Below are 23887 nucleotides of genomic sequence, written 5' to 3'. Positions count from 1 at the left end.
TTTAGTTGAACAGCTTGGCGATGGAGATCTCCTGATAGATGCGCTCGATGGCCTCGGCGAACATGGGGGCCACGGAGATATACTTGATCTTGTCGCAGCCCTCGCCCATAGACTCGGGAATGGTGTTCAGCAGAGCGACCTCCTTGATGACGCTGTTGTTCAGGCGCTCCAGCGCGGGGCCGGACAGCACGCCGTGGCTGGCGCAGGCATATACGCTGTTGGCTCCGCCCACCTCCACAATAGCCTTGGCGGCGTTGCAGATGGAACCAGCGGTGTCGATCATATCGTCGAAGAGGATGCAGTCCTTGCCCTCCACGTCGCCGATGACGTTCATGACCTCGCACTGGTTGGCCTTCTGGCGGCGCTTGTCCACGATGGCCAGGCCCATGTGCAGCTTCTGGGCGAAGGTGCGGGCGCGGGCCACAGAGCCCACATCGGGAGAGACGACCACCATGTCCTCGCACTTTTCGCCGAACTTCTTGGCGTAATAGTCCACGAACACGGGGTTGCCCAGCAGGTTATCCACGGGGATATCGAAGAAACCTTGGATCTGGCTGGCGTGCAGGTCCATGGTCAGCACGCGGTCGGCGCCGGAGGCGGTGAGCATATTGGCCACCAGCTTGGCGGAGATAGGGTCGCGGGACTTGGCCTTACGGTCCTGACGGGCATAGCCGAAATAGGGGATCACGGCGGTGACACGGCCGGCGCTGGCGCGCTTGCAGGCGTCGATCATGATGAGCAGCTCCATCAGGCTGTCGTTGACGGGTTTGCAGGTGGAGTTGATGAGGAACACATCGCTGCCGCGGACGGTCTCGTACAGGGAGACGGACGCCTCACCGTCAGCGAAGCTTTTAACCTCTGCCTCGCCCAGCTTGATGCCGATGAGCTTGCAGATCTCCTGTGCCAGCGCGGGATTGGCGTTGCCTGTAAAGATCTTCATATCCTTGCCGTGAGAAATCATGGTGCGTACTCTCGCTTTCTATCCGAATTTTTATAGGTACAGGTATATTGCAAACAGCTGCGCTGTTCCGCACTTGTTAAAAAGAAAACAAAAATGCCGCCCACTGACAGTGCGCTCTACAGCGCGGCGTACAGCGTGGACGGCACGGCACCCGAAAGGCGGGTGCGGTCATGGACAGTATTGCACTTGTCGGCGCGAATGCGGCCCATTGGCACTCACCTCTTTCTGCATTGTTCTCTGCCCCTATTATAACAGGTCCTGCGGGAAAATCCAGTATTTTTCCCGTTTTTTTCGGCAATAATTTTTCCGGCAGCGGTCCGTGGGCGTTCGTCTGTCTTTTGGTGGGTCAAACAGAAAGTATTTTGAATGTTTCGGAGAAATATCGCCTGCTTTTGGTATTTTATAGTTGCATTTCCCATTACATTGTTTTACAATAGTTGTCGCTTATGTAATAGGAGTGTGATACGGTCATGCTGCACATCGTACTGGTCGAACCGGAAATACCCCAGAATTGCGGTAATATCGCCCGCACCTGCGCCGCCACCGGCAGCCAGCTGCACCTGGTGCGGCCTCTGGGCTTTGATATTTCCGACCGGGCGGTGAAGCGTGCCGGACTGGATTACTGGCACCTGGTGAACGTACAGGACTACGACGGGCTGGAGGCGCTGTTTGCGCGGCACCCGGAGGCGGCCGCCGATCTGTGGCTGGCCACCACCAAGGCACCGCAGGACTACACCCGGGCACGGTTCTCGCCGGATTGCTGGCTGTTCTTCGGCAAGGAGACAGCCGGGCTGCCGGAGGACTTCCGCAGGACCCACTATGACCGGTGCATACGGCTGCCCATGCGCCCGGAGGCGCGGAGCCTGAACCTGAGCAACTCCGTGGCGATCCTCACCTATGAGGCGCTGCGGCAGAATGGCTTTCCCGGTCTCGCCGGAACCGGCGAGATGGCAAATATATGAATTTCACGTGAGAGGAGCGTATTCCATGAATTACAATAAAAAAACAGTACAGGATGTAGACGTCAAGGGCAAGAAGGTCCTGCTGCGCTGCGACTTCAACGTGCCCCAGGACAAGGAAACGGGCGCGATCACCAGCGACAAGCGCATCGTGGCGGCACTGCCCACCATCAAGTATCTGCTGGACAACGGCGCGGCGGTCATCGCCTGCTCCCACCTGGGCAAGCCCAAGGGTGAGTGGAAGATGAAGCTGACGCTGGCGCCCGTGGCGGAGCGTTTGAGCCAGCTGCTGGGCCGGGAGGTCATCTTCGCCAAGGATATCGTGGGTGAAGATGCCAAAGCCAAGGCCGCTGCCCTGCAGCCCGGCCAGATCATGCTGCTGGAGAACCTGCGGTTCGATATCCGCGAGGAGAAGAACGACCCCGGCTTCGCCAAGGAGCTGGCGGACATGGCGGAGCTGTATGTGTCCGACGCCTTCGGCACCGTGCACCGTGCCCACGCCTCCACCGTCGGTGTGGCGGCATACCTGCCGGCGGTGTCCGGCTTCCTGGTGGCCAGAGAGCTGTCCGTCATGGGCAAGGCCCTGGACGACCCCAAGCGGCCCTTTGTGGCGGTGCTGGGCGGTGCCAAGGTCAGCGACAAGATCGCGGTCATCAACAACCTGCTGGACAAGGCAGACACCATCATCATCGGCGGCGGCATGGCGTATACCTTTGCCAAGGCCCAGGGCGGCAGCATCGGCAAGAGCCTGTGCGAACCGGATAAGCTGGATTACGCCCTGGAAATGATCGAAAAGGCCAAAAAGAACGGCGTGAAGCTTCTGCTGCCCACAGACACCGTGGCGGCGGACGACTTCTCCAATGACGCCAAGCGCCAGGTGGTCAGCACCATGGCCATTCCCGAGAGCTGGGAGGGTATGGATATCGGTCCCGACACCATCAAGACCTTCTGCGACGCCGTGAAGGGCGCGGGCACCGTGGTGTGGAACGGCCCCATGGGCGTGTTTGAGTTCGACAACTTCGCCGCCGGCACCCGGGCCATGGCCCAGGCGCTGGCTGACAGCGGCGCCGTGACCATCGTGGGCGGCGGCGACAGCGCGGCGGCGGTGGAGCAGCTGGGCTTTGCCGACAAGATCACCCACATCAGCACCGGCGGCGGCGCGTCGCTGGAGTTCCTGGAGGGTAAGGAGCTGCCCGGCGTGGCCTGCCTGCTGGACAAGTAAGGTCCGGCAGCTTCGCCGCGGCCAGCGGAGCGGATCGGCCGCGCAGGCTTTGGCGAAAACCGTTTTATTTTGTGTGCATATCCCCATTTCTATATAAAAGTAAAAGACGAGGAGTTAGTTTGTTATGAATCGCAGATATCGCAAGACCATTATCGCCGGCAACTGGAAGATGAACAAGACCGCCAGCGAGACGAAGAAGTTTGCCGAGGAACTGAAGGCCCTGCTGCCCAAGGCCAAATGGTGCGACATTGTGGTGTGCGTGCCCTCCGTAGATATCGCCGCCGCCATCAAGGGCTTCAAGGATGCCCGCGTGTCCGTGGGCGCACAGAATGTGTTTTATGAGAAGAACGGCGCGTACACCGGCGAAGTCTCCGCCGATATGCTGAAGGACCTGGGCGTAAAGTACGTCATCATCGGTCACTCTGAGCGCCGCCAGTATTTCGGCGAGACGGATCTCACCGTCAACCGCAAGGTGCTCTCCGCGCTGGAGGCGGGTCTGCACCCCATCATCTGCGTGGGTGAGACGCTGGAGCAGCGGGAGCTGGGCATCACCATGGAGCTGATCGCGCTGCAGGTCAAGTCCGCCCTGGCCGGCGTGCCCGCGGAGAAGCTGCGGAAGTGCGTGATCGCCTATGAGCCTGTGTGGGCCATCGGCACCGGCAAGACCGCTACCGCCGAGCAGGCCGCTGAGGTCTGCACCTTCATCCGCACCACCGTGCGTCACCTGTACGGCGCCCGTATCGCCCGCAGCATCACCATCCAGTACGGCGGCTCCATGAAGCCCGCCAACGCGGCGGAGCTGCTGGCCCAGCCGGACATCGACGGCGGCCTTATCGGCGGCGCCTCTCTGAACCCTGAGGACTTTATCGCCATCATCAATGCTGCCAACCAAGGCTGAGCATTTCCAAGGAGGAACGGCATGAATAAGACCCCTACCACCCTCATCATCATGGACGGCTTCGGCATTGCGCCCCCCGCGGACGACAATGCCGTCACTCTGGCCAAGACGCCGGTGCTGGATAAGCTGTTTCAGGAATACGCCCACACCACGCTGTCCGCCAGCGGACTGGACGTGGGTCTGCCCGCCGGGCAGATGGGCAACAGCGAGGTAGGCCACACCAACATCGGCGGCGGCCGCGTGGTGTTTCAGGACCTGCCCCGCATCAGCCGTGCTATCGAGGACGGCAGCTTCTTTAAGAACGAGGCCTATAACCAGGCGATGGACAACTGCCTGGAGAAGGGCACCAGTCTGCACCTGTGCGGTCTGCTGTCGGACGGCGGCGTACACTCCCACATCGAGCACCTGTTCGCCCTGCTGCAAATGGCTAAGGACAAGGGGCTGACCAAGGTGTACGTCCATTGCTTCCTGGATGGCCGGGACGTGTCCCCCACCAGCGGCAAGGGCTTCGTGCAGGCGCTCGCCGACAAGTGCGCCCAGCTGGGCGTCGGCAGGATCGCCACGGTGATGGGCCGCTACTACGCCATGGACCGCGACAAGCGGTGGGAGCGCGTACAGATGGCCTATGACGCCATGGTATACGGCGAGGGCCGCCGCAGCGACGACCCGGTGGCCGCCGTGGCGGAGAGCTATGCCAACAACATCACCGACGAGTTCATGGAGCCGGTGGTTGTGGACGGCGACGGCACCATCAGCGACAATGACAGCATCATCTTCTTCAACTACCGGCCCGACCGGGCCCGGGAGATCACCCGGGCCATCGTGGACCCGGACTTTGACGGCTTTGCCCGGGAGTTCTTCCCCACCACCTATGTGTGCAACACGGAGTACGACGCCTCCATGCCCAACGTGCTGGTGGCGTGGCCCCGCATCGCCGTGAAGAACGGGCTGGGTGAGTACCTCAGCCGCATGGGCATGACCCAGCTGCGGATCGCCGAGACGGAGAAGTATGCCCATGTGACGTTCTTCTTCAACGGCGGCGTGGAGACGCAGTACCCCGGCGAGGACCGGGTGCTGGTGCCCTCTCCCAAGGTGGCCACCTATGATCTCCAGCCGGAGATGAGCGCCTTCGAGGTGTGCGACAAGTGTGTGGAGCGCATCGAGTCAGGCGCCTATGACGTCATCATCCTGAACTTTGCCAACTGCGACATGGTGGGGCACACCGGCGTGCTGGAGGCCGCCATCAAGGCCGTGGAGACAGTGGACACCTGCGTGGGCAAGGTGGTGGACGCCACGCTGAAGATGGGCGGTATCGCCATGGTGACCGCCGACCACGGCAACGCCGAGGATATGAAGCAGCCCGACGGCAGCCCCATGACCGCCCACACCACCAATCCGGTGCCCTTTATCCTGTGCGGCGCCGGCACAGAGCTGCGGCCCGGCCGGCTGGCGGACATCGCGCCCACCATCCTGGACGTGATGGGTCTGGCCTGCCCGGAGGAGATGGACGGCAAGACGCTGATCGTGAAGTAAAACGAACGATCCGCTTTTACGCGAAGTCCCGAAGCGCGGCTTCGGGACTTCCTTATAAGGAGACAAACCCATGAACATATTTGTCATCGGCTGCGGGCGGTGGGGTTCCCTCATCACCTGGTATCTGGATCACATCGGCCATCATGTGACGCTGTACGGGCGGCAGAGCTCGCCCCGTATGCAGTCCTTTCTGGCCACCCGGCAGAACGATCTGCTGACGCTGCCAGACTCCGTGGGGCTGACCACCGACCTGCGGGACGTGGAGCAGGCGGAGACGGTCATCATCTCCATCGGCTCCCAGAGCCTGCGTTCTCTGCTGGCAGAGGCGCCTATGCAGGCCCTGCGAAGCAAGACGGTGGTGCTGTGCATGAAGGGCCTGGAGATGGGCACCGGCGAACGGCTCAGCGTTATCGCCGGATCACTGCTGCATGAGAGCAACACCGTGGCGGTCTGGCTGGGGCCGGGCCATGTGCAGGAGTTCTACCGGGGCATCCCCAACTGCATGGTCATCGACAGCGGGAACGACGCTGTAAAGCGCCGACTGGTACAGGAATTCTCCAGCGACCTGATCCGTTTCTACTATGGCGGCGACATGATCGGCAACGAGGTAGGCGCCGCGGCCAAGAACGTGGTAGGCATCGCGGCGGGTTTTCTGGACGGCGTGGAGATGTCCAGCCTGAAGGGCGCGCTGATGAGCCGGGGCACCCGGGAGGTGGCGCGGCTGATCAAGGCTATGGGCGGCAATGAGCTGTCCGCCTACGGGCTGTGCCATCTGGGGGACTACGAGGCCACGGTGTTCTCGCCCTACAGCCATAACCGACAGTTCGGCGAGTCCTTCATCCGCCATCAGGACTATCACCGGCTGGCGGAGGGCTATTACACAGTGGAGGCACTGATGGTGCTCCGCGAAAAGCACGGCGTGGAGCTGCCGATATGCATGGCGGTACACAACATCCTGTACGAAAGCGCCGATCCCCGGGCAGAGCTGAGCGGCTTGCTGCGGCGGGGCCTGCGGGCGGAATTCGACGACTGAATATGAATAAAACATCCTCTGTCCGGCGACAATACGGGCAGAGGATGTTTTATTTCGGCGTGCCGCCCGCCGGAAGGGGCGGCGGCGGGACTTCCCGCCAGGAAAGGGACACGCATATGAAGGACTCCCGAAACGAACGGCTGCGGGCTATGTTCGCCGGGCGGGGCTATTACATAGCCATCGCCCTGTGCCTTGTGGCCGCAGGAACGATCGGCTATTTTGCCCTGAGAGAGCGCCCGGTGACCGTGGAGCAGACGGACACGCCGCCGGTGCTGGATATCCAGCCCGTCACCCCCACCCAGCCGGTGGTAAAGCCCGCGCCGGTGGTCATCCCCGACCCGGTGGAGGAGGTGGAGATCACCGAGCCGGCAGAGCTGCTGCCCCAGGTGGTATCCCCTCTGGACGGCACCACAGTGACGGTGTTCAGCATGACGGAGCTGTTATATGACCCCACTATGGCCGACTGGCGCACCCACGACGGCATCGACGTGCAGGCCGACGAGGGCGCGGCGGTGAAGACCGCCGCCGCAGGGACCGTGCAGTCCGTTACCGACGACGAGCTGATGGGCACCACGGTGGTCATTCAGCACGACGGCGGGTACGCCACCCAGTACAGCAGCCTGCAGGCGGACGTGCCGGTGCAGCAAGGGCAGCAGGTGGCCGCCGGAGAGGTCATCGGCCGGGTGGGGGCCACCTCCGCCGCCGAGAGCCGCATGGGGCCGCACCTGCACTTCTCCGTCAGCCGGGACGGGGCGGTCATCGACCCCCACGACTATGTGAACGGCGGCGAATAAGCGAAAAGAACGCCCTGTCGGGCGTTCTTTTCGCTTATTCCATAGATGTGACGGTGCCCATGAACAGGGGCACGCAGGCGTGGGTGTCCACGACCATGTAGAGGAAGGGGCGATCCAGCGTCACGGTCTTGACGTCGGTGGGCCGCGCGCTGCCGCCGTTCACCTGCACTGACGTGGCCGCGGCGGCCCTGGTGCCATTCTCGTCCAGCGACAGATACGTCTTGTGCAGCACAGAGGAGACGTACAGATTATTGCCGCTGGGCGCGCTGCCTATGGCCCGCAGATCAGCTCTGGACACGTCAAACAGGTCCGTGATACCCATAGCCGTCAGCGCCTTCTCCAGCTCCAACTCCGTTTGGGCGGTAAACCGCGGGATGGACGCCTGCACATCGGCGTATTGGTGACCGGTGATCAGCTGATACAGATGCTCGCCGGTGAGGTTCTTCAGGTAGTCCTCCAGCGTCACGCCCTCATCGGGCAGCAGCGCTGCGAACGCATATTTCCCGCCGTCATAGGGCTTCAGGAAGCCGGTAACGTTGTTGCCGGACAGATAGATGCTCTCGCTGCTGGTCAGGTAATCCGCCGTCTGGCGCGCACCGGAGGCGGCGGTGAAGGTCCCGCCCTCGCGGATATCCGACGCTTCGTAGGGCGTCTCCCACCGGGCGTCAAAGCAGGCGGCGTTGACCAGATACAGCATGGTGGCCTCGCCGGGTGCCTGCTCCAGCAGACTGTCGATCAGGCCGTTTGTCTCCTTGCTGACCCAGCGGTTCAGGTCGGTGACCAGACTGCCGTCGAACGCGGAACGATAGATCTCCGCATTGTAGTAGTTGACGCAGGCGCGCAGGAAGCTGTCCTCCACCCGGAAGGTATCCCGCACCCACGCGGAGTTGGCCAGCGAAACGGCGCAGCTCTTGTACACGGCCGGCAGGCTCATGCGGTAGGTGTACAGAAATTCATTCAGCTGGTTCAGGCTCATACCCGCCGCCGTTTCCATCTGCTTCAGGGTATTTCCACCGGCGCCGTTGGCCGTCATGCCCAGTGCGTTCAGGATGGACACCGGTGACAGCAGCACGCCCGTCTCTCCCGCCCGTTCACTGCGAAGCAGTGACAGGGCGAAGGCCGACACCGCCTCGCCTCCGGCGGTCAGGTCGGTAGTCGTGTCCAGTGCCTGGGGCACGATATCCTTGGTCAGTGCCTGCGCCTTGATACCGCAGCCGGGCAGGGCCAGCAGCATCAGCAGCGCCAGCACCAGCGCCGCCGCACGTTTTTTCATAGGATCCGCCTCCTTTCAAAAGGCTCATCTGTTATATAGACGCAATTCCTTCGGAAAAGGTTTCCCGCCCGCAGAAAAAGCGCCGCCATCGGCGGGGATGGCGGCGCGGTATGTCACTTGCAGTATTTCTCGATGTAGGCATCCTGGCACTTGATGATGATATCCACCGCCGCCTGACGGCCCAGCACGTCGCTGACCACGGTCTCCTTGCCCTCCAGGCTCTTATAGACCCGGAAGAAGTGCTTGATCTCGCTGGCCACGTGGGCAGGCAGCTCGGAAATATCCGTATACAGATGATAGGTGGGATCCTCGAAGGGGATGGCGATGATCTTCTCATCCAGGTCGCCGCCGTCCTCCATGGTGATGACGCCGATGGGGAAGCAGCGCACCAGACTCATGGGGCGGATGGACTCGCTGCACAGCACCAGCACGTCCAGAGGGTCGCCGTCGTCGGCCCAGGTGCGGGGAATGAAGCCGTAGTTGGCGGGGTAGTGGGTAGAGGTGTAGAGGATACGGTCCAGCCGCAGCATACCGGTATCCTTATCCATCTCGTATTTGTTCTTGGAGCCCTTTTCGATCTCGATGACCGCCCAGAAATCCTCGGGCTTTACCCGCGCGGGGGCAATATCATGCCAAATATTCATAGGATGTTCCTCCTGTTCCAGTTTGTTCCGTGGACACATTATAGCGCAGAAAAGCGCGGCGCGCAACGGGGTTTTATAACTTTGTCGAAATGTTTTTTCCAAAAGGTGTTGACACAGGCCGGGCGGTGTGGTATTCTAACAAGTGCCTGATCCGCCGGTGTGGTGGAATGGTAGACACAGGAGACTTAAAATCTCCCGGCAGCAATGCCGTACCGGTTCGAGTCCGGTCACCGGCACCACCCGGTACAGTACAATATCGCGGAGTAGAGCAGTTGGTAGCTCGTCGGGCTCATAACCCGGAGACTTTTCCGATTCTTCGGAGCTCTAAATTCCGCAAAAACTCTATATCGCGGAGTAGAGCAGTTGGTAGCTCGTCGGGCTCATAACCCGGAGGTCGCAGGTTCAAGTCCTGCCTCCGCAACCAAACAGGAACTGCAAACCCATTGATTTCAAAGGGTTTGCGGTTCTTTTTGTTTTAACCGCACCCTTAAATCTCTTTGCTCATTTTGCTGTGACACCAACCGACACCAATGTGTCAGCGTCCTGCATTGTTCGGGCTTTCGGATATTTGATGTTGCGAAAGTGTGGTTTTCTGATACTCTTTCATGCTCTTGACACCAACGATTGACACCAACCGTTTCCCTGACACCAAATGACACCAGTTTTGCTGGCAAGTCATACTGAAAAAATAAGCTGCTCATTTGATGTTATTTTTCAATTCTGGCGTGGATGGCTTTTGCTTTGACTCCAACGCGTTGGTGTCAAAATCAGCTTGCTTGCGCTTGTTTCTCGTTTGCGTTGGTGTCAATGGCTAAATCGCGAATTTGGGGCATAGCTGCATTGGTGTCACCACTCAGTTCCAGTCCTTGGATATCCTCCGCAGCGATGCTGATGGTCGGCTCTTGATTATGCCGGGCATCCTCTATGGTGCTAATGGTCGGGTCTTGAGTCTGCGGTGCATCTGCGGAAGTATCATCAGAACTGCCGCTTATACTGCAGCTCATATAGTTGCCTCGCATTTTCTCCATGCTGATCTTCTTATGATCCGGAAGGACATGTCCATAGAGATTAAGCGTAGTTGATGCCTGCGCATGACCCAGTAATGCAGACAAGACCTTAATGTCCATACCTGACTCCAACGCTCGTGTCGCAAACGTATGACGCAGCGCATGGAAGTTCGCAGACTCGATTCCGGCAGCGGCTACTATGCGCTTAAAAAGCGTTTGGTAGACTTTCGGATCGTTGTGATGGCCCAGTGGCGTGGCAAAAATATAGCCCTGATCCTGATACTCTGATCCCAGTGCATCCTTTAGAGCGTTCTGCTTTTCTTTGTATGCCATCAAGTCGTCCCACAACTCATCGAACAATGGTATCTTTCGCATGGACAACTCAGATTTAGGCGAACGCACAACGATTTCCGTTGATGGAGTTCCTTTTTCTTTTTTAACGAGATGCCCTTTTTCATCAACCTTCTGCAGTCTGCCAAGTGTCCGCCTGACGTAGATGTAGTGTTCTTTTTCATTTACATCTTTCCAGCGCAAGGCAAGCAGTTCACCCAAACGAACCCCGGTACTGACTGCAAAGGTTATCCCATAGGCATGCAATTCATCAACACGGCTTACAGCGTCCTGTAATACCGCCTGCTCTTCCACGGTTAGAACGCGCATTTCTTTGGACTTGACCTTTGGCAATTTGACATTCAAAGTCGGATTTCTAAGAATCTTGTGGTCAGCAACTGCTTGGTCTAATGCCGAATGAAGCATATTGTAAATATTCCGCAACGTCTTCGGAGCTAACCCCTTCTTCTCTTCTGTACCGGCTTTTTCCTTAAAGAACTTCTGGAGATCCCTGGTGCTCAAAGATGTCAGCTTTATTTGCCCTATCTCCGGGACAAGGTGTATCCGTACATATCCTTCATAGGAGATGTATGTTGACCGCTTCACCGTTGGCAGGGCATATAACTCTAACCATTCTCGCAGCCATTTTTCCACGCTGTATTTATTGGGTTCTACGTAGGCACCTTTTGCAATCTCGTTCAGTATCTCGTTGAGTTTCTGCCTCACCTCCTCGAAAGAATCGCCATAGACCGCTTTTCGTTTGCTTTCCACTGTATAGCGTCCCATGTAGCGGCCATCTTTGCGTTTTGTAATGGATCCTTCTCCATTTGCTTTCTTTTTGCCCATACTTTTATTGATCCTCCTTACTGTCGTACAGGCATACAAATCGTACCATGTGGGATATAAACCTTTAGGTTTTTCCACACATAATATCTATACGACTTTCCGAAGGAAAACTCAACAGGAATCAAAGCAAATAACAAAAGTGCCTTTTATGTATTGTTGCGTTCTTTACCAAAGTTGGCGTCCATCCACTCCAAAAAATGTTTTTTGCTGATGATGATTCTTCTGCCAACTCGGATTTTAGGAAAATCATACCTGTTTACGACCTCATAAGTCTTATTTTTAGAAATGCCCATAATCTTTGACAATTCGCGCGGGCCAAATATCATGGGGATTTCTTCTATATCTTTGTAGTGATCCATATCACATCTCCTTATCGCTTTTTGCGCCACCTGCCGGTCCATTTCCTGCGCTCTCTTCGACCGCGTATTAGCAGGCTGCCGCTGTGCGGCACTTATGCGGTGGGTGCGCTCCCTTATGTTCTCGCACACTATCCGCCGCTCCTGTATAACCTCCGGTGGGGCTGTTCAGTTTTCAAGGTGCATGTAATAGAACCAGTCATCTTCTGACTGGCTTAGCCTTACACTAAATAAAAAGAAATCAGGCACCGTAAATTTAACATGCGAAGTAATATTTTTTCAAATTCTCTATATGGGCGATATTGTTTCTTGACTACCACAATATATTGTGGTACTATTACCATGTAATTGTTTTTTGTGCAACGCCTATACAGGCATTTCAGAGTGTTTCTGAACCGCACACGTTGTTAAGCTTGTATTTTAGTCAACAACGCCACTATGCCGCAGAGCAGTGGGCTGTTGACTTTTTTGTTTTTGAGGGGACATTTTCCCCTGCAGCGAGAATGACACCGGCCATGCCATCGGCAGGCGCAAGTATCCGAGAGGATCAGGATGTCATTCTCGCTTTTTTTATTTACCCAAATGCCGTAAGGCTTTGGAATATATTTGAAAGGTGGCATCCACATGAGCAGAAGGAATTATCCCGGCAAACGCTTGTATCGGTATCGAGAAGGAGACCGACGCAGGCAGAAACTCAGGAAAACGGAGCGGAAGGCGGCAAAATACCGCTGCAGCTATACCCGCGTTGTACCCCATCAGACGGGGCAGCGGAGGGTATAGCCATGGCAGTCGCAAGCGAGTCTTATGCACCGTCAGTCCTGGTCAGCACGGAGGGTCTTCCTGAGAAAGACTGGCTGGAATACCGGCGCAGGGGGATCGGCGGCAGCGATGCAGCCGCCATATTAGGAATCTCACCGTTTGCTGCGGCACGGGATCTCTACTATGACAAGCTGAAAATCGTGCCTTTTGACGACTCGGAGAGCAACTGGGTAGCTAAGAAGATGGGGCATCTGCTGGAGGATCTGGTGGCAGAGATATTCCATGTGAAAACGGGGTATCGCATCTATCAGATCAAGAAGATGTTTTATCATCCAGTACATACGTTTATGCTGGCGGATATTGACTATTTTGTAGAGCTTCCCGGAGGGCGAACCGCGATCCTCGAAATAAAAACCACCAACTATAATGCAAAGGATCACTGGTGGTCCGAGGATGGGCGGGAGATCGTTCCCCTCAACTATGAGGCTCAGGGGCGGCACTATATGGCCGTGATGAACATTGATGAGGTCTTCTACTGCTGCCTGTACGGCAACAATGAAGATGAAGTCATCATCCGGCATATCGACCGTAACCGGGACTATGAGGCGGAGCTGATCGCGCTGGAGCAGGATTTCTGGGAGAACCACATCCTCACCGGCATGCCCCCACCCTATACGGAGGACGGCGATCTGATCCTTAACAGCGTCAGACGTCATTTCGGGCCAGCTGACCCATCGGCGCCGGAGCTGATACTGGAGGGGAATATGGCACTGCTGATCCCCCGGTATCTGGAGCTTCAGACCCAGCGAAACGCAGAGAAACGAAACTATGAGCACATTGAAGCGGAAATGCGGCGGCTGCAAGGCCGCATCGTCGCAGAAATGGGACGAAGCTGCACGGCTGTCTGCCAGGGGCGTGAAGCGGCTTACAGTATCAGCTATAAGCCTGTGCGTAAATCCGGCATCAGTAAGGACAACCTGCAGCGTTTGCAGGCGCAGCACCCGGACATCTACGAGCAGTACGTCACTGTTTCGGAAAGCCGGCGCTTCTATGTGAAAAAGCGACGAGAGGAGGCTGCATGAGTTGGCTTATACAGGCATCTATGAACGGACGATCTTCTATAACCCTGTCAACAAGTACAGCGTGATCAGCGTAAAGACCTCAGACCGTTCTATCCCAGAAAAGGCTCGCAGCGCGTACCGGCATCGGGACAATATGATCCATTTTGCCGCCGTGGGCTATGAGCTGCCGCGCACCGATCAGGTCAGCATGATACTGGACGGTGAGTGGAAAGAGGGTAAAAACGGCTTTCAGCTGCATGTGACGAAATGTGAGGAGGTCGTACCTCAGACCCGCGAAGGAATCAAGGGGTATCTTTCCTCACGGCTTATCAAGGGCATTGGCGGCAAGACCGCCGAGCTGATCGTAGACCGGTTTGGCGCAGATACACTGCATGTGCTGGAGAATGAACCGGAGCGGCTGCTGGAGATACGGGGTGTCAGCAAGGCAAAGCTGGAGGAGATCATTGCCTCCTATAACGAGAGCCGAACACTTCGTGATCTGATGCTGCTATTGGCCCCCTTTCAGATCACCCCCACCACCGCCACAAAGATTTATGACCATTTCGGCGCACACAGCGTGGATATCCTGCGGGATAACCCCTTTGAACTCTGCCAGGTGTCTGGTTTCGGTTTCAAACGTGTGGACGCGATCATGCGAAAGAACAACTGGCCCCTCAATTCCCCCATGCGTATCCGCGGTGCGGTATTTGCCGCGCTGGAGGGTGCAAAGGGAGATGGCGGTCATCTGTATCTGGATGCAGAGCAGCTTCGCAAGGAGTCCATGGCTCTGCTGAACAGCATGATCCCCGTTCCTCAGATGCGGGTAAAGGCAGATGATCTGGAGGCTGTGATCGACGACATGCTGCTGCAAGGCAAGATCATTAACAGCAACGGCAACTATTATCTGGTCAAGACCTTCGCGCAGGAGGACGAAACCGCTCGCAGCATCGCAAGGCTGCTCTGCCGCCCGGTAGAACGGGTGGATGTGCAGGACTTGCTGACAAGGGTACGGCGTCAGTTGGGGGTCGAGCTCTCTCTGCGGCAGACGGAGGCTGTTCACATGGTATTCCGCAGCGATCTGTCCATCATTACCGGCTCACCCGGTACCGGCAAGACCACCGTCCTGAAAGCGGTCATTGAGGTGTTCAAGCTGCTGAAGCCATCGGAGAATATCCTGCTGGCAGCCCCCACCGGCCGGGCAAGCCGCCGCATGGCGGAGAGTACCGGCGTAAACAATGCCAGCACGCTGCACAGCCTGCTGGGACTGTTTGGTGAGGATGGCGGCTTCCGGAAAGGTGAGGAAGATATGCTGGACGCAGGCCTTATCATCGTGGATGAATCGTCTATGATGGATATGTGGCTAGCACGGCAGTTCTTCTCCCGCATTGGGCCGAACACGAAGGTTCTGCTGGTGGGCGATGCAGACCAGCTGCAAAGCGTTGGAGCCGGTGATGTGTTCCGTGAGTTGATCGACTGCGGGCTGATCCCTGTGACGGTGCTCAATGAGATATTCCGTCAGAAGAAGGACAGCCTTATCGCCTATAACGCGCAGAAGATCAACAACAATGACACCGGCTTTTTCTACGGCAATGATTTTACTGTCTGCAAATGCGCCAACCAGGAGGAAGCCGCCGAACACCTGCGGAATCTCTATCTGGCACAGGTGAAGCAATACGGTGTAGACCGCGTGCAGATCCTATCGCCCTTCCGCTCCACCGGCGCGGCCTCCGTTGACCAACTCAACGAGGCGATCCGAGAGCTGGTGAACCCGCAGACGGAGGAAGCCGATCTGAAGGTGGGCAGCCTCTATTTTCGGGTAGGTGATAAGGTGATGCAGAACAAGAACAGTATTAAGGCGTCCAATGGCGATATTGGCTTTATCCGCAGTTTTCGCCATGATGAGCGGGATGGTATGCGCATATCGATCCAGTTTTCGCCCACGAGGGTCGTGGAGTACTCCATGGAGGAAATGGGCCATGTGGAGCTTGCCTATGCTACCACCGTCCATAAGGCGCAGGGCAGTGAGTTTGATGTGGTACTATTCCCTTTGCTGAGGAGCCATGCCCGGATGCTGACGCGGAGCCTTGTCTACACGGCTATCACCCGCGCTAAGTCAAAGGTCATTCTGGTGGGTCAGATCGGCATGCTCTACATGGCGGTTCACAAAGACGATACCGGAAAACGCAACACGCAGTTAGGACAAAGGATCTCACTCTATACCAATACGTTCAAAGTGCAACAGCGCAGTGCTTGAGTATCACTGTGAATATTTTGTAAAAATGAGGCAAGCGCGTTAAATCTACGCCCTGTCTCATGTTTTTATTTAGAAAGGAGCTTTTGAAATGAATACACCCGAATCCACTTTGTTCAATGCTGTCCCCGTCGTGTCTGAGCTGAACCGTGTCGCAGGCTTCGATCCGTTGCGATTCTTGAAAAAGACTGCCAACGGACACGAGCTGGATCTGCGATATAAAAAGCTCTGGTTCAGGCTGAAATATCCCGCCGGACGCACGCGGCTGACGCCGCTGCGCATCACGGATCAGTTGGCGATCATCGAGGCAAAGGTATTCTTCGACAAGGATGATGCCGACCCCGCCAGCAGCTACATTGCCACCATGACACAGGAAAACGCACCTGCCGGTCTGTATATTCAGGCTGCGGAGCATGATGCTCTGGACATGGCGCTGACCAACGCCGGCTTCGGCGTCCAGTTCGCACCGATGCCCAAGGCGGATACGCCTTACGCAGAGCCGATCACGCCTGTTATGCGGAGCGAGCCGGCCCCTGCACCTCAAGCGGCAGCGGAACAGGTCAGAACGGAACCTGCTGCGGTACGGGCCGATATTGAGCCTGTGGTCGTACAACAACCTGAACAGGAAGTGGTTCACCATGCAGAAAAAGCCGTACCTGACACGGCGCCGGTGGAAGTCTCTGCGGAACAGCCTGCGGAGGCCGTTGTAGAGCCTGTGGTAGAAACGGAACTGCCCTTCGTATATGACGAGCCAAGTGCCGCCAGTTATACCAAGGACATGGATGTGGATACCATCTGCACTCTGATGACCGAAGCGGAGGCCGAGGAGATCATCGTGCCCATCGGCACATGCAGCGGACAGACGCTCAAGCAAGTCGCCGAGCGGCGGCCAGCCAGCCTCAAGTGGTATGTGAAGGGCTATTCCGGGGATGACAATATCCTGCGGGCCGGTGCCAAGCTGATGCTGGACAAGCTCCAGCGTCTGGCAAATGCCAGCTGACAGACGAATCGTTCGAGATGATGGTAAGGAGGTGGCGCGGTGGCGCAGCCACAGGAGTTCCCGTTCAATATCATGGATGTGGCTGAGCTGCTGCATCTGCATATCCGGCGCAGACAGGCGGACAGCGTATATGCCGACTGCCCGATCTGCGGTGATAAGCGGGGGAAGATGAACATCAACTTTGCTAAAAACCTCTGGCGCTGCAACTACTGCAACGAAGGCGGCGGTATGCTGTCTCTCTACGGAAAGGTATACGGGATCAGCAATTCTGAAGCCTACCGTGAGATCTGCGACACGCTGCAAAACGGCCTTACGGCGCCGGAGTACACCGCAAAGGTGCTGCCGGAGCAGACGGCGATTGAGCAATCCGTCCTTGCCTCACCGCAGGAGATCCACCAGACATTTTCCATGCTGCTGGAGCTGTTGACGCTTACGCCTCAACACCGCAAGCATCTCCGGGAGGTGCGCGGGCTGACCGACGAACAGATAGAACGGCTGGGGTACAAAAGTACCCCGCCCTTCTACCTGTGCCGGTCACTGGCGCAAAAGCTGCGCAGCCGAGGCTGTAAGGTGGAGGGCGTTCCCGGCTTCTATGTAGGTAAGGATGACAAATGGACGGTCAACTTCAATTCCGTCACGGCAGGGATCATCATCCCCGCCAAAGGTATTGATGGGATGATACGCGGCGCACAGATCCGGTTGGATACGCCTATCCGAGAGCAGGAGAGCGACCCTGACAAGAGCGGGACAAAGTACCTGTGGCTATCCTCCGCTTCCAAGAAACGCGGAGTATCCTCCGGCAGTCCTGTCCATTTCGTGGGCGATCCCTTTGCGCGGGTTGTCTATGTGACGGAAGGGCTGTTGAAAGCGGACGTGGCCCACTTTCTGATGGATCGCTCCTTTGCGGCTACGGCAGGTGCCAACAACGTCAACAAGCTGGATATGCTGTTTGCGCTGCTGGCCACCAATGGCACAGAGGTCATCATTGAAGCCGAGGATATGGACAAGTATCACAACGCCGCTGTCAGCAAGGGCGCGTCGAAAATCTATCTCATGGCACGCAGCCATGGGTTGGAGTGCCGCCGCCTGACGTGGGATCCGAATTATAAAGGCATTGATGACTGGCAGCTTGCCATGCGGCAGAAAAAAGAGCAAAGAGATGTTTCTCAAATGAATTTCAGAACGCGGTTTGTCTGCGGGCTCTGTTCCTTTGACGCCATCAGTGAGGAGATCGCCGCATGGCACGAGAGGAACATCTGCAGCAGTACGCTCCACGATCACCTGGGTCTGAGTGAGCAGGAGTACGCCCGCTTTTTGCGGGATGGTGACGCGGCACTGGAGCAGTATCTTTTATCCCTGCGAGCGCAGCAGTGTTTCCGTATCTACCAGCCGGATGTATCTGAGGGCAAGGCCGCAGATTTCGCCTTTGGCGGGATCAGGGCTTTGCAGAAGGCCGGCTATGAACAGCCGCCTGCCTCGGAGTACGCGCTGGTCTATGAAGGAGCTCTGGTGTGTGAAGTGCAGCAGGACGACGCCATCCGTCTGAAACTGGTGGCGGCGCGATACAGCGGCGAGCTGCCTGCGGACTATCATGGACGTAGCGTTTCACCCTCCACGGTGATCGAGTTCTTTGACGAAAACGGGCGCAGATACTTTTACTGTGATGGGAATGATAAATTCCTGCCGGTAAAGTTCTCGCCAAAGCTGGCAAAAGATAAACGGGAACGGCACTGAGCTGTTCCACCATAAACGAACGGCATCGGGCAGGTGTTTCTATCACCCGCCCAATGCCGTTTTATTTTGAAATGGAGGAGCCTTATGGGAGTATATTCAGAGATGGCCGCAGACTTGCGGGATAATGTACAGGATCGAAGCCCGGCGATACAGGATGCCGCAGAGTTGGCGTCCAGACGGGCAGACGACCGGCAGCAGGCTGAGGAGGAGCAGGCGAAGGCTCTGCTCTCCCAGATGCAGCAAAACGCAGATGATTCCCCTCCACCTTCCAATCTGAAAGCAGATAAAAAGGCGGAAGAGGATCGTAAGCGGCAGGAGCATGAGCAGGCTGAGGCCAAGCGGAAAGCCGAGTGGGAGGCCAGGCAGCGAGCCAAGGAGGAATCTGAACAGGCCGCATGGGAAAACGCGGTAGCGATGAGCGATGACGAAGTGATGGCCGCCTCTATGAAGCGTGTGGGCGACGATTCCGAACGACTGACACGCCGCAACATGAAGCAGTGCGTCACCGAGTATATCCAGACGCTTTGCCTTGAGGATGTGGCCTTTGCCCGGAATGTCATGCACCCCCGCAAGAACATGGTCAACTGCTTCCGTTATATCAAACGCAGGGCATTTGAGTTTGCCAAGCAGGAGATGGAGGACAATGACGTCAAGCCCTCGGCTGAAGGCTACGGCACCGACGTGCCGGACGGGCTTTGCTACCAGTGGGCGGAGGATTACTTCAAAGATATGAACGCAAAGGAGGATCGTGGTCAAGAAGAAAAGTTTGTTCCTAAACCGTATTACGGCGGCAGGAGCAGCACGACGAAAAAGGCGGAGAAGAAAAAAGCGGAGAAGCCCGCCGCCAAAGCGGAGGAAAAACCAGCCGACACGCCAACGGAAGCTGCACCCTTGGACGAACAGATCTCTTTCGATAGCCTGGGGGTGAGCGCATGACTCGTAAAATAGACAAACGCGCCTGCCGCAAGTTTGCCATGCCGGAACTGGAATTCAATCTGAATGAAGGCGTGCTTCATGTAGAGAGCTACCCCTATATTATCCGCACGGCAGTGCAGAATATTGCCGGGCAGCGTATCCTGGTGCTCTATATCTATCAGAGGGAGAGCATTCTGGCGGGCAGCATCAAACCCCGTTGGGTCATGTTCCACAGCCGGGATGATTTCGCCACACTTTCATTTAGAGAGGATGCGAAGGCCACATGGCAATGCTCAACATTGGGTTCCTTGGACCGAATAGGAGGCTTTGACAGTAAGTGTGCTTTCTACCGGCAGCAGGACGAATCTCGCGTAGCTCGCTTTTGTAAATGTGAGCGCGGCGCTATTTCAATGTTAGGTTATCTGCAACGGCTGATTTCATACCGCAAGGAGTTAGAACGTAAGTGGAAAAAGCAGCGTGCGATCATAGACCGGATGAAATATGTGCCAGTGCTGCCCCGAGACCTTAAAGGTTTTATCCACCGCGAAGTCATGCCGCAGTATATCTTCTATGATTACCAGCGAAAAGCGCCGGGGCATGCATATTGTACCGCTTGCCGGCACGAGGTCCGTATTGCGGCAGCTAAGCACAACACCTCCGGCCTCTGCCCTCGCTGCAAAAAGAAGATCACATTCAAGTGCAGAGGAAGGCGTGGACGTATTTTTGACCGCGAAACGGTTCAAGTGCTGCAAAAGGCGGAGGGTAACGGACTGGTACTGCGGATCATAAAGGTGTACCGTTCGTTTGCTGACTCAGACATCCCAAACCATTTTGAGATCTGGGAAAATGCACGGCAGTTTATTACCCTTTCATCGAGCGGACAGTGCAGCGTTGATGCCTACTACTATCATTATAAGGCTGGATACGATTTGACTCCGTGGTGCAATGGATACCGCCCGGTATTCGACCGGTGGAAATATAATTTTACGGCAGATATGAGCGGGGTCTTATATCAACGCAACTTATCTGATACGCTGAAGGATACGCCGTGGGCCTATTCACAGCTGGAGGCATTTTCCGGCATCGCTTCGTTTTCGGGAGTGGCAACATTCTTGAGTGCATATATAAAACGGCCCAAGATTGAGCATTTGATCAAGATGAAGCTTTACCGCTTGGTGAGTGGCATCATATATGGAGGTTATAGTTACTCCGCACTTCAAGCCATCAATTTCAACGGTGAGAACATGCGGGCCATATTAGGTATTGATCGGCCTTATTTTCCACTCTTACGGGAGTTGAATCCTTCAATCGACCAATTACATCTGATTCGTCAGCTGCTCCAAGCAGATCACAAACCGAGCACGGAACAAATAAAGTGGTTTATTGCCAGCAAGATCAGCAATGCCGACGCGGCGAAAGAGTTGCTTGCTCACATGAGTGTGCATAAACTGCAGCGTTATGTGGAGCAGCAGTTTGCTCCGGAAGATGAAGCGGCTTTGAAGCGTGTAGACTATTACAAGATGAACACGCTGATCACCGACTACCATGACTATCTTTGTATGTGCAAGGAACTGCAATATGACGTGAAAAATAGCTTCATATTGTTTCCGCGCGAGCTGAAGGCTGCCCATGACAGTGTAGCAAAGACACTGAAGGACAAACGCACGGCAGAGCATGAAAAAGCTATCGCAGGCAGCTTTGACGAATGGCAGAAGCGGTATCAGTATCAGAGCAAAGAACTCATGATGATCCCTCCGCATTCCGCAAAAGAGATCGTGGATGAAGGTGCGGCGCTTCATCACTGTGTGAGACTCTATGTTAAAAATGTTGCCGAAAAAAAGAGCGTCATTCTCTTTGTGAGGAGTGTTGACGAGCCGGATAAATCACTTTGTACCGTAGAGGTAAAGGATGGTCAGGTTACGCAGGCACGAGGCTTTGACAACAAGGAGCCTCCGGCTCAGATCACGGCATTTATTGAACAATGGAAACAGCGGGTGCTGTATGCCTCCGATAAGGCCGCAGCTTAAAAAAGGAGTTGGACAGTATGAAACAATTAGGGAATCTTGCCATCGTCTGCGCGAAACGCGCAGATGTATCCTTGCAAATTTCGGAGGGCCAGGTCTTCGTGCGTTATGACACCATTTCCCCGCAGCCATGGTCTGCACCGTGGAATGACGATAACGCTATTCTTGCCATGATCCGAAAGCTGAATTTCGGTGATAGTATCAACGAAAGGAATGAACATAATGGCTAACGCAGTAGAAATGAGCACTATGAGAAAGCTGGTCGCACAACTCAACCGATACCGGCACGAATACTACAACCTCAATGCCCCCAGTGTAGCAGATGATGTGTACGACTATATGTACGATGAATTACTGGCGTTGGAGGAGCATACCGGTGTCTGCATGGCGAATTCGCCCACACAGACGGTTGGGTATCCTGTCGTGTCAGCATTACCAAAGGTCGCACACGACATTCCCCTGCTATCGCTTGATAAGGCCAAGAGCATTGAGGCTCTGATCGCATTTCAGGCAGGGCGTACAGTTGATCTGTCACTGAAGCTGGATGGTCTGACAACAGAGTTGATCTATGAAAACGGTCAGCTTATCCGCCTCTCAACGCGCGGAGATGGGTATATCGGCGAGAATATCACACACAACGCAAAGGCGATCTCCGGCATTCCCGAACGCATCCCCTATGAAGATCGATTGGTGGTCGTCGGCGAGAGCTTCATCCACAACAGCGATTTTGAGAGCCTGAAATCCATCACGGACAGCGCAGGCAATCCGTATAAGAACAGCCGCAATCTGGCAGCCGGGTCCATAAGGGCTTTTGACGCAGCGATCTGCGCCCAGCGCCATGTGTCATTTCTTCCCTTCTCGGTTTTGGAAGGATTCGAGGAGCACACGGACTGGGCAAACGGAAAACATGCGCGGCTTCTGAAACTCACTGAGTTTGGGTTCGGCGTCATTCATGCCGTACAGTTGCAGAATGGCGACAAGGCACAATATGAACAGCTCATAGCCCAAATGCGCGAGGCCGCAGAAAAGAGCGATCTCCCCATCGATGGTCTTGTCCTGACCTACGATGAGGTGGACTACTCCAGGACCTGCGGGCGCACCGGTCATCACTTCAAGGATGGACTCGCCTTCAAATTTGAGGACGAGTTATACCAAAGCGTCCTGCGGGATATCGAATGGACACCTTCGCGCACCGGCGAGATCGCGCCGGTGGCGGTACTCGACAGCGTAGTGATCGATGGATGCACCGTATCGCGTGCCAGCCTGCACAACTTATCTTTCATTGAGAGTCTTGAGCTGATGCCCGGCTGCCGTGTGTTGGTGTCCAAGCGAAACATGATCATTCCTCATATTGAGGAGAATCTGGAGCGTGGGCATTTTGATCTGGATGCTGTAACGCCGAAGCACTGCCCCTGCTGCGGTGCAGAAACGCGGTTTCATATTACAGACGGAGGGAAAAAGGCACTCTTCTGTGATAACCCAGACTGCGCCGTGCGAAAGCTTCGGCGGTTCGTGCATTTTGTCAGCAAAAAAGCTATGGATATTGAGGGCTTATCCGAGGCCACACTGGAGCGTTTGATTGCTCGCGGCTGGCTACACAGTTTCACAGACGTCTATCGCCTGGATCACTATATGCAGGAGATCATCTGCATGGACGGATTTGGCAAGAAATCGTGGGATAATCTGTGGGGTGCCATACAGCGCAGCAGAAATACCACATTTGAGAGGTACCTGATTGCCATGGACATCCCGATGATAGGTAATCACGCCAGCAAAGTGCTGGCGAAGCAGTTTGGCAGCTCGCCTTCCGCTTTCGAAGAAGCCGTGGAAAATGATTTCGATTTCTCACAGCTTCCCGATTTTGGAGAAACACTGCACCAAAACATTCATCAATGGTTCGCACAAGAAGAGAATCGTATTCTTTGGGAGGAATTACAAGAAATGGTGACGATCCAAACCGTAACTACCGAAACGCACTCAATGGAGAGCAACCCGTTCGTGGGCTGCACGATGGTTGTGACCGGAAAGGTCGAGCCCTATACCCGCAGCGGCATCAACGCGAAGATCGAATCGTTGGGTGCTGTGGCCGGCAGTTCTGTAACAAAAAAGACCGACTATCTGATCTGTGGTGAAAACGCCGGCAGTAAGCTGGATAAGGCACGTGCCTTGGGCATCCGTGTACTGTCGCCGGGCGAGTTTTTCCAGATGATCGGAGAATGAGGCGCGGCCGTTAGTCGCAAAAGGGGTAGAGTGCGCAGTGCTCTCTACCCCTCCACTCTAAAATGCA

General features: G+C 55.9%; 20 protein-coding genes and 3 tRNA genes. 18 read left to right on the top strand and 5 right to left on the bottom strand.

Going from position 1 to position 23887, the window contains the following annotated elements; all coding sequences use genetic code 11:
• Position 1: 1 nt before the first annotated feature.
• Complete coding sequence (locus ACOMDU_RS08450; RefSeq protein ID WP_022135245.1) at positions 2-961, bottom strand: ribose-phosphate pyrophosphokinase; 960 nt, start codon at positions 959-961, stop codon at positions 2-4.
• 170 nt (positions 962-1131) lie between these two features.
• Here ACOMDU_RS08450 and ACOMDU_RS08445 point away from each other — a divergent pair, with 170 nt between their 5' ends.
• From ACOMDU_RS08445 to ACOMDU_RS08415, 7 genes are all read left to right on the top strand, one after another.
• A complete protein-coding gene (locus ACOMDU_RS08445; protein ID WP_421129940.1) occupies positions 1132-1398 on the top strand; it encodes a hypothetical protein in 267 nt (88 codons plus the stop codon).
• A 33-nt stretch (positions 1399-1431) separates the two neighbouring features.
• On the top strand, positions 1432-1923 hold the full coding sequence (locus ACOMDU_RS08440) for a tRNA (cytidine(34)-2'-O)-methyltransferase (protein WP_022135247.1): 492 nt from the start codon (positions 1432-1434) through the stop codon (positions 1921-1923).
• A 25-nt stretch (positions 1924-1948) separates the two neighbouring features.
• A complete protein-coding gene (locus ACOMDU_RS08435; RefSeq protein WP_421129939.1) occupies positions 1949-3142 on the top strand; it encodes a phosphoglycerate kinase in 1194 nt (397 codons plus the stop codon).
• Between the two features lie 124 nt (positions 3143-3266).
• Entirely contained in the window at positions 3267-4040 is a 774-nt protein-coding gene (gene tpiA, locus ACOMDU_RS08430; RefSeq protein ID WP_022135249.1) for a triose-phosphate isomerase, read from the top strand.
• A 21-nt stretch (positions 4041-4061) separates the two neighbouring features.
• Positions 4062-5573, top strand: coding sequence for a 2,3-bisphosphoglycerate-independent phosphoglycerate mutase (gene gpmI / locus ACOMDU_RS08425; protein ID WP_421129938.1), 1512 nt, complete (start codon positions 4062-4064; stop codon positions 5571-5573).
• Between the two features lie 70 nt (positions 5574-5643).
• Positions 5644-6606 (top strand): NAD(P)H-dependent glycerol-3-phosphate dehydrogenase, encoded by a 963-nt coding sequence (locus ACOMDU_RS08420; protein WP_421129937.1) that lies wholly within the window; start codon positions 5644-5646, stop codon positions 6604-6606.
• A 116-nt stretch (positions 6607-6722) separates the two neighbouring features.
• Positions 6723-7400 carry a peptidoglycan DD-metalloendopeptidase family protein gene (locus tag ACOMDU_RS08415; protein WP_421129936.1) on the top strand — a complete coding sequence of 226 codons (678 nt, stop codon included), beginning with the start codon at positions 6723-6725 and terminating at the stop codon, positions 7398-7400.
• A gap of 34 nt (positions 7401-7434) precedes the next feature.
• Here the strand turns inward: ACOMDU_RS08415 and ACOMDU_RS08410 are convergent, their stop codons facing one another.
• Together ACOMDU_RS08410 and ACOMDU_RS08405 are read right to left on the bottom strand one after the other, a co-directional pair.
• Entirely contained in the window at positions 7435-8673 is a 1239-nt protein-coding gene (locus ACOMDU_RS08410) for a serpin family protein (protein ID WP_421129935.1), read from the bottom strand.
• A gap of 113 nt (positions 8674-8786) precedes the next feature.
• Positions 8787-9317, bottom strand: coding sequence for an inorganic diphosphatase (locus ACOMDU_RS08405; protein ID WP_022135254.1), 531 nt, complete (start codon positions 9315-9317; stop codon positions 8787-8789).
• 153 nt (positions 9318-9470) lie between these two features.
• Here ACOMDU_RS08405 and ACOMDU_RS08400 point away from each other — a divergent pair.
• The 3 genes from ACOMDU_RS08400 (at position 9471) to ACOMDU_RS08390 (ending at position 9741) form a co-directional block, all read left to right on the top strand.
• Positions 9471-9556, top strand: a tRNA-Leu gene (locus ACOMDU_RS08400).
• A gap of 18 nt (positions 9557-9574) precedes the next feature.
• Positions 9575-9654 (top strand) — tRNA-Met (locus ACOMDU_RS08395).
• Between the two features lie 11 nt (positions 9655-9665).
• Positions 9666-9741, top strand: a tRNA-Met gene (locus ACOMDU_RS08390).
• A 343-nt stretch (positions 9742-10084) separates the two neighbouring features.
• Here ACOMDU_RS08390 and ACOMDU_RS08385 read toward each other — a convergent pair.
• Together ACOMDU_RS08385 and ACOMDU_RS08380 are read right to left on the bottom strand one after the other, a co-directional pair.
• Positions 10085-11500 carry a tyrosine-type recombinase/integrase gene (locus ACOMDU_RS08385; RefSeq protein ID WP_421129934.1) on the bottom strand — a complete coding sequence of 472 codons (1416 nt, stop codon included), beginning with the start codon at positions 11498-11500 and terminating at the stop codon, positions 10085-10087.
• Between the two features lie 146 nt (positions 11501-11646).
• Entirely contained in the window at positions 11647-11859 is a 213-nt protein-coding gene (locus ACOMDU_RS08380; RefSeq protein ID WP_421129933.1) for a helix-turn-helix domain-containing protein, read from the bottom strand.
• A gap of 779 nt (positions 11860-12638) precedes the next feature.
• Between ACOMDU_RS08380 and ACOMDU_RS08375 the strand changes: the two genes are divergently transcribed.
• The 8 genes from ACOMDU_RS08375 (at position 12639) to ligA (ending at position 23820) form a co-directional block, all read left to right on the top strand.
• Positions 12639-13697, top strand: coding sequence for a YqaJ viral recombinase family nuclease (locus ACOMDU_RS08375; protein WP_421129932.1), 1059 nt, complete (start codon positions 12639-12641; stop codon positions 13695-13697).
• A gap of 1 nt (position 13698) precedes the next feature.
• Positions 13699-15930 (top strand): SF1B family DNA helicase RecD2, encoded by a 2232-nt coding sequence (recD2, locus tag ACOMDU_RS08370; RefSeq protein ID WP_421129931.1) that lies wholly within the window; start codon positions 13699-13701, stop codon positions 15928-15930.
• An 88-nt stretch (positions 15931-16018) separates the two neighbouring features.
• Positions 16019-16927 carry a hypothetical protein gene (locus tag ACOMDU_RS08365; protein ID WP_421129930.1) on the top strand — a complete coding sequence of 303 codons (909 nt, stop codon included), beginning with the start codon at positions 16019-16021 and terminating at the stop codon, positions 16925-16927.
• A 39-nt stretch (positions 16928-16966) separates the two neighbouring features.
• A complete protein-coding gene (locus ACOMDU_RS08360; protein ID WP_421129929.1) occupies positions 16967-18661 on the top strand; it encodes a YodL domain-containing protein in 1695 nt (564 codons plus the stop codon).
• A gap of 84 nt (positions 18662-18745) precedes the next feature.
• On the top strand, positions 18746-19597 hold the full coding sequence (locus ACOMDU_RS08355) for a Cas9 inhibitor AcrIIA9 family protein (protein ID WP_421129928.1): 852 nt from the start codon (positions 18746-18748) through the stop codon (positions 19595-19597).
• Positions 19594-21603, top strand: coding sequence for a PcfJ domain-containing protein (locus tag ACOMDU_RS08350; protein WP_421129927.1), 2010 nt, complete (start codon positions 19594-19596; stop codon positions 21601-21603). The genes ACOMDU_RS08355 and ACOMDU_RS08350 overlap by 4 nt, the downstream gene beginning before the upstream one ends.
• A 17-nt stretch (positions 21604-21620) precedes the next feature.
• Positions 21621-21830 carry a hypothetical protein gene (locus ACOMDU_RS08345; RefSeq protein ID WP_421129926.1) on the top strand — a complete coding sequence of 70 codons (210 nt, stop codon included), beginning with the start codon at positions 21621-21623 and terminating at the stop codon, positions 21828-21830.
• On the top strand, positions 21823-23820 hold the full coding sequence (ligA, locus tag ACOMDU_RS08340) for an NAD-dependent DNA ligase LigA (RefSeq protein ID WP_421129925.1): 1998 nt from the start codon (positions 21823-21825) through the stop codon (positions 23818-23820). The genes ACOMDU_RS08345 and ligA overlap by 8 nt, the downstream gene beginning before the upstream one ends.
• Positions 23821-23887 lie beyond the last annotated feature (67 nt).

The organism is Vescimonas sanitatis (assembly GCF_049060325.1).
In the GTDB taxonomy this organism is placed as follows: domain Bacteria; phylum Bacillota; class Clostridia; order Oscillospirales; family Oscillospiraceae; genus Vescimonas; species Vescimonas sanitatis.
The sequence above is the reverse complement of the archived record's forward strand: the minus strand, read 5'-3'. Positions and strand labels throughout refer to the sequence as shown.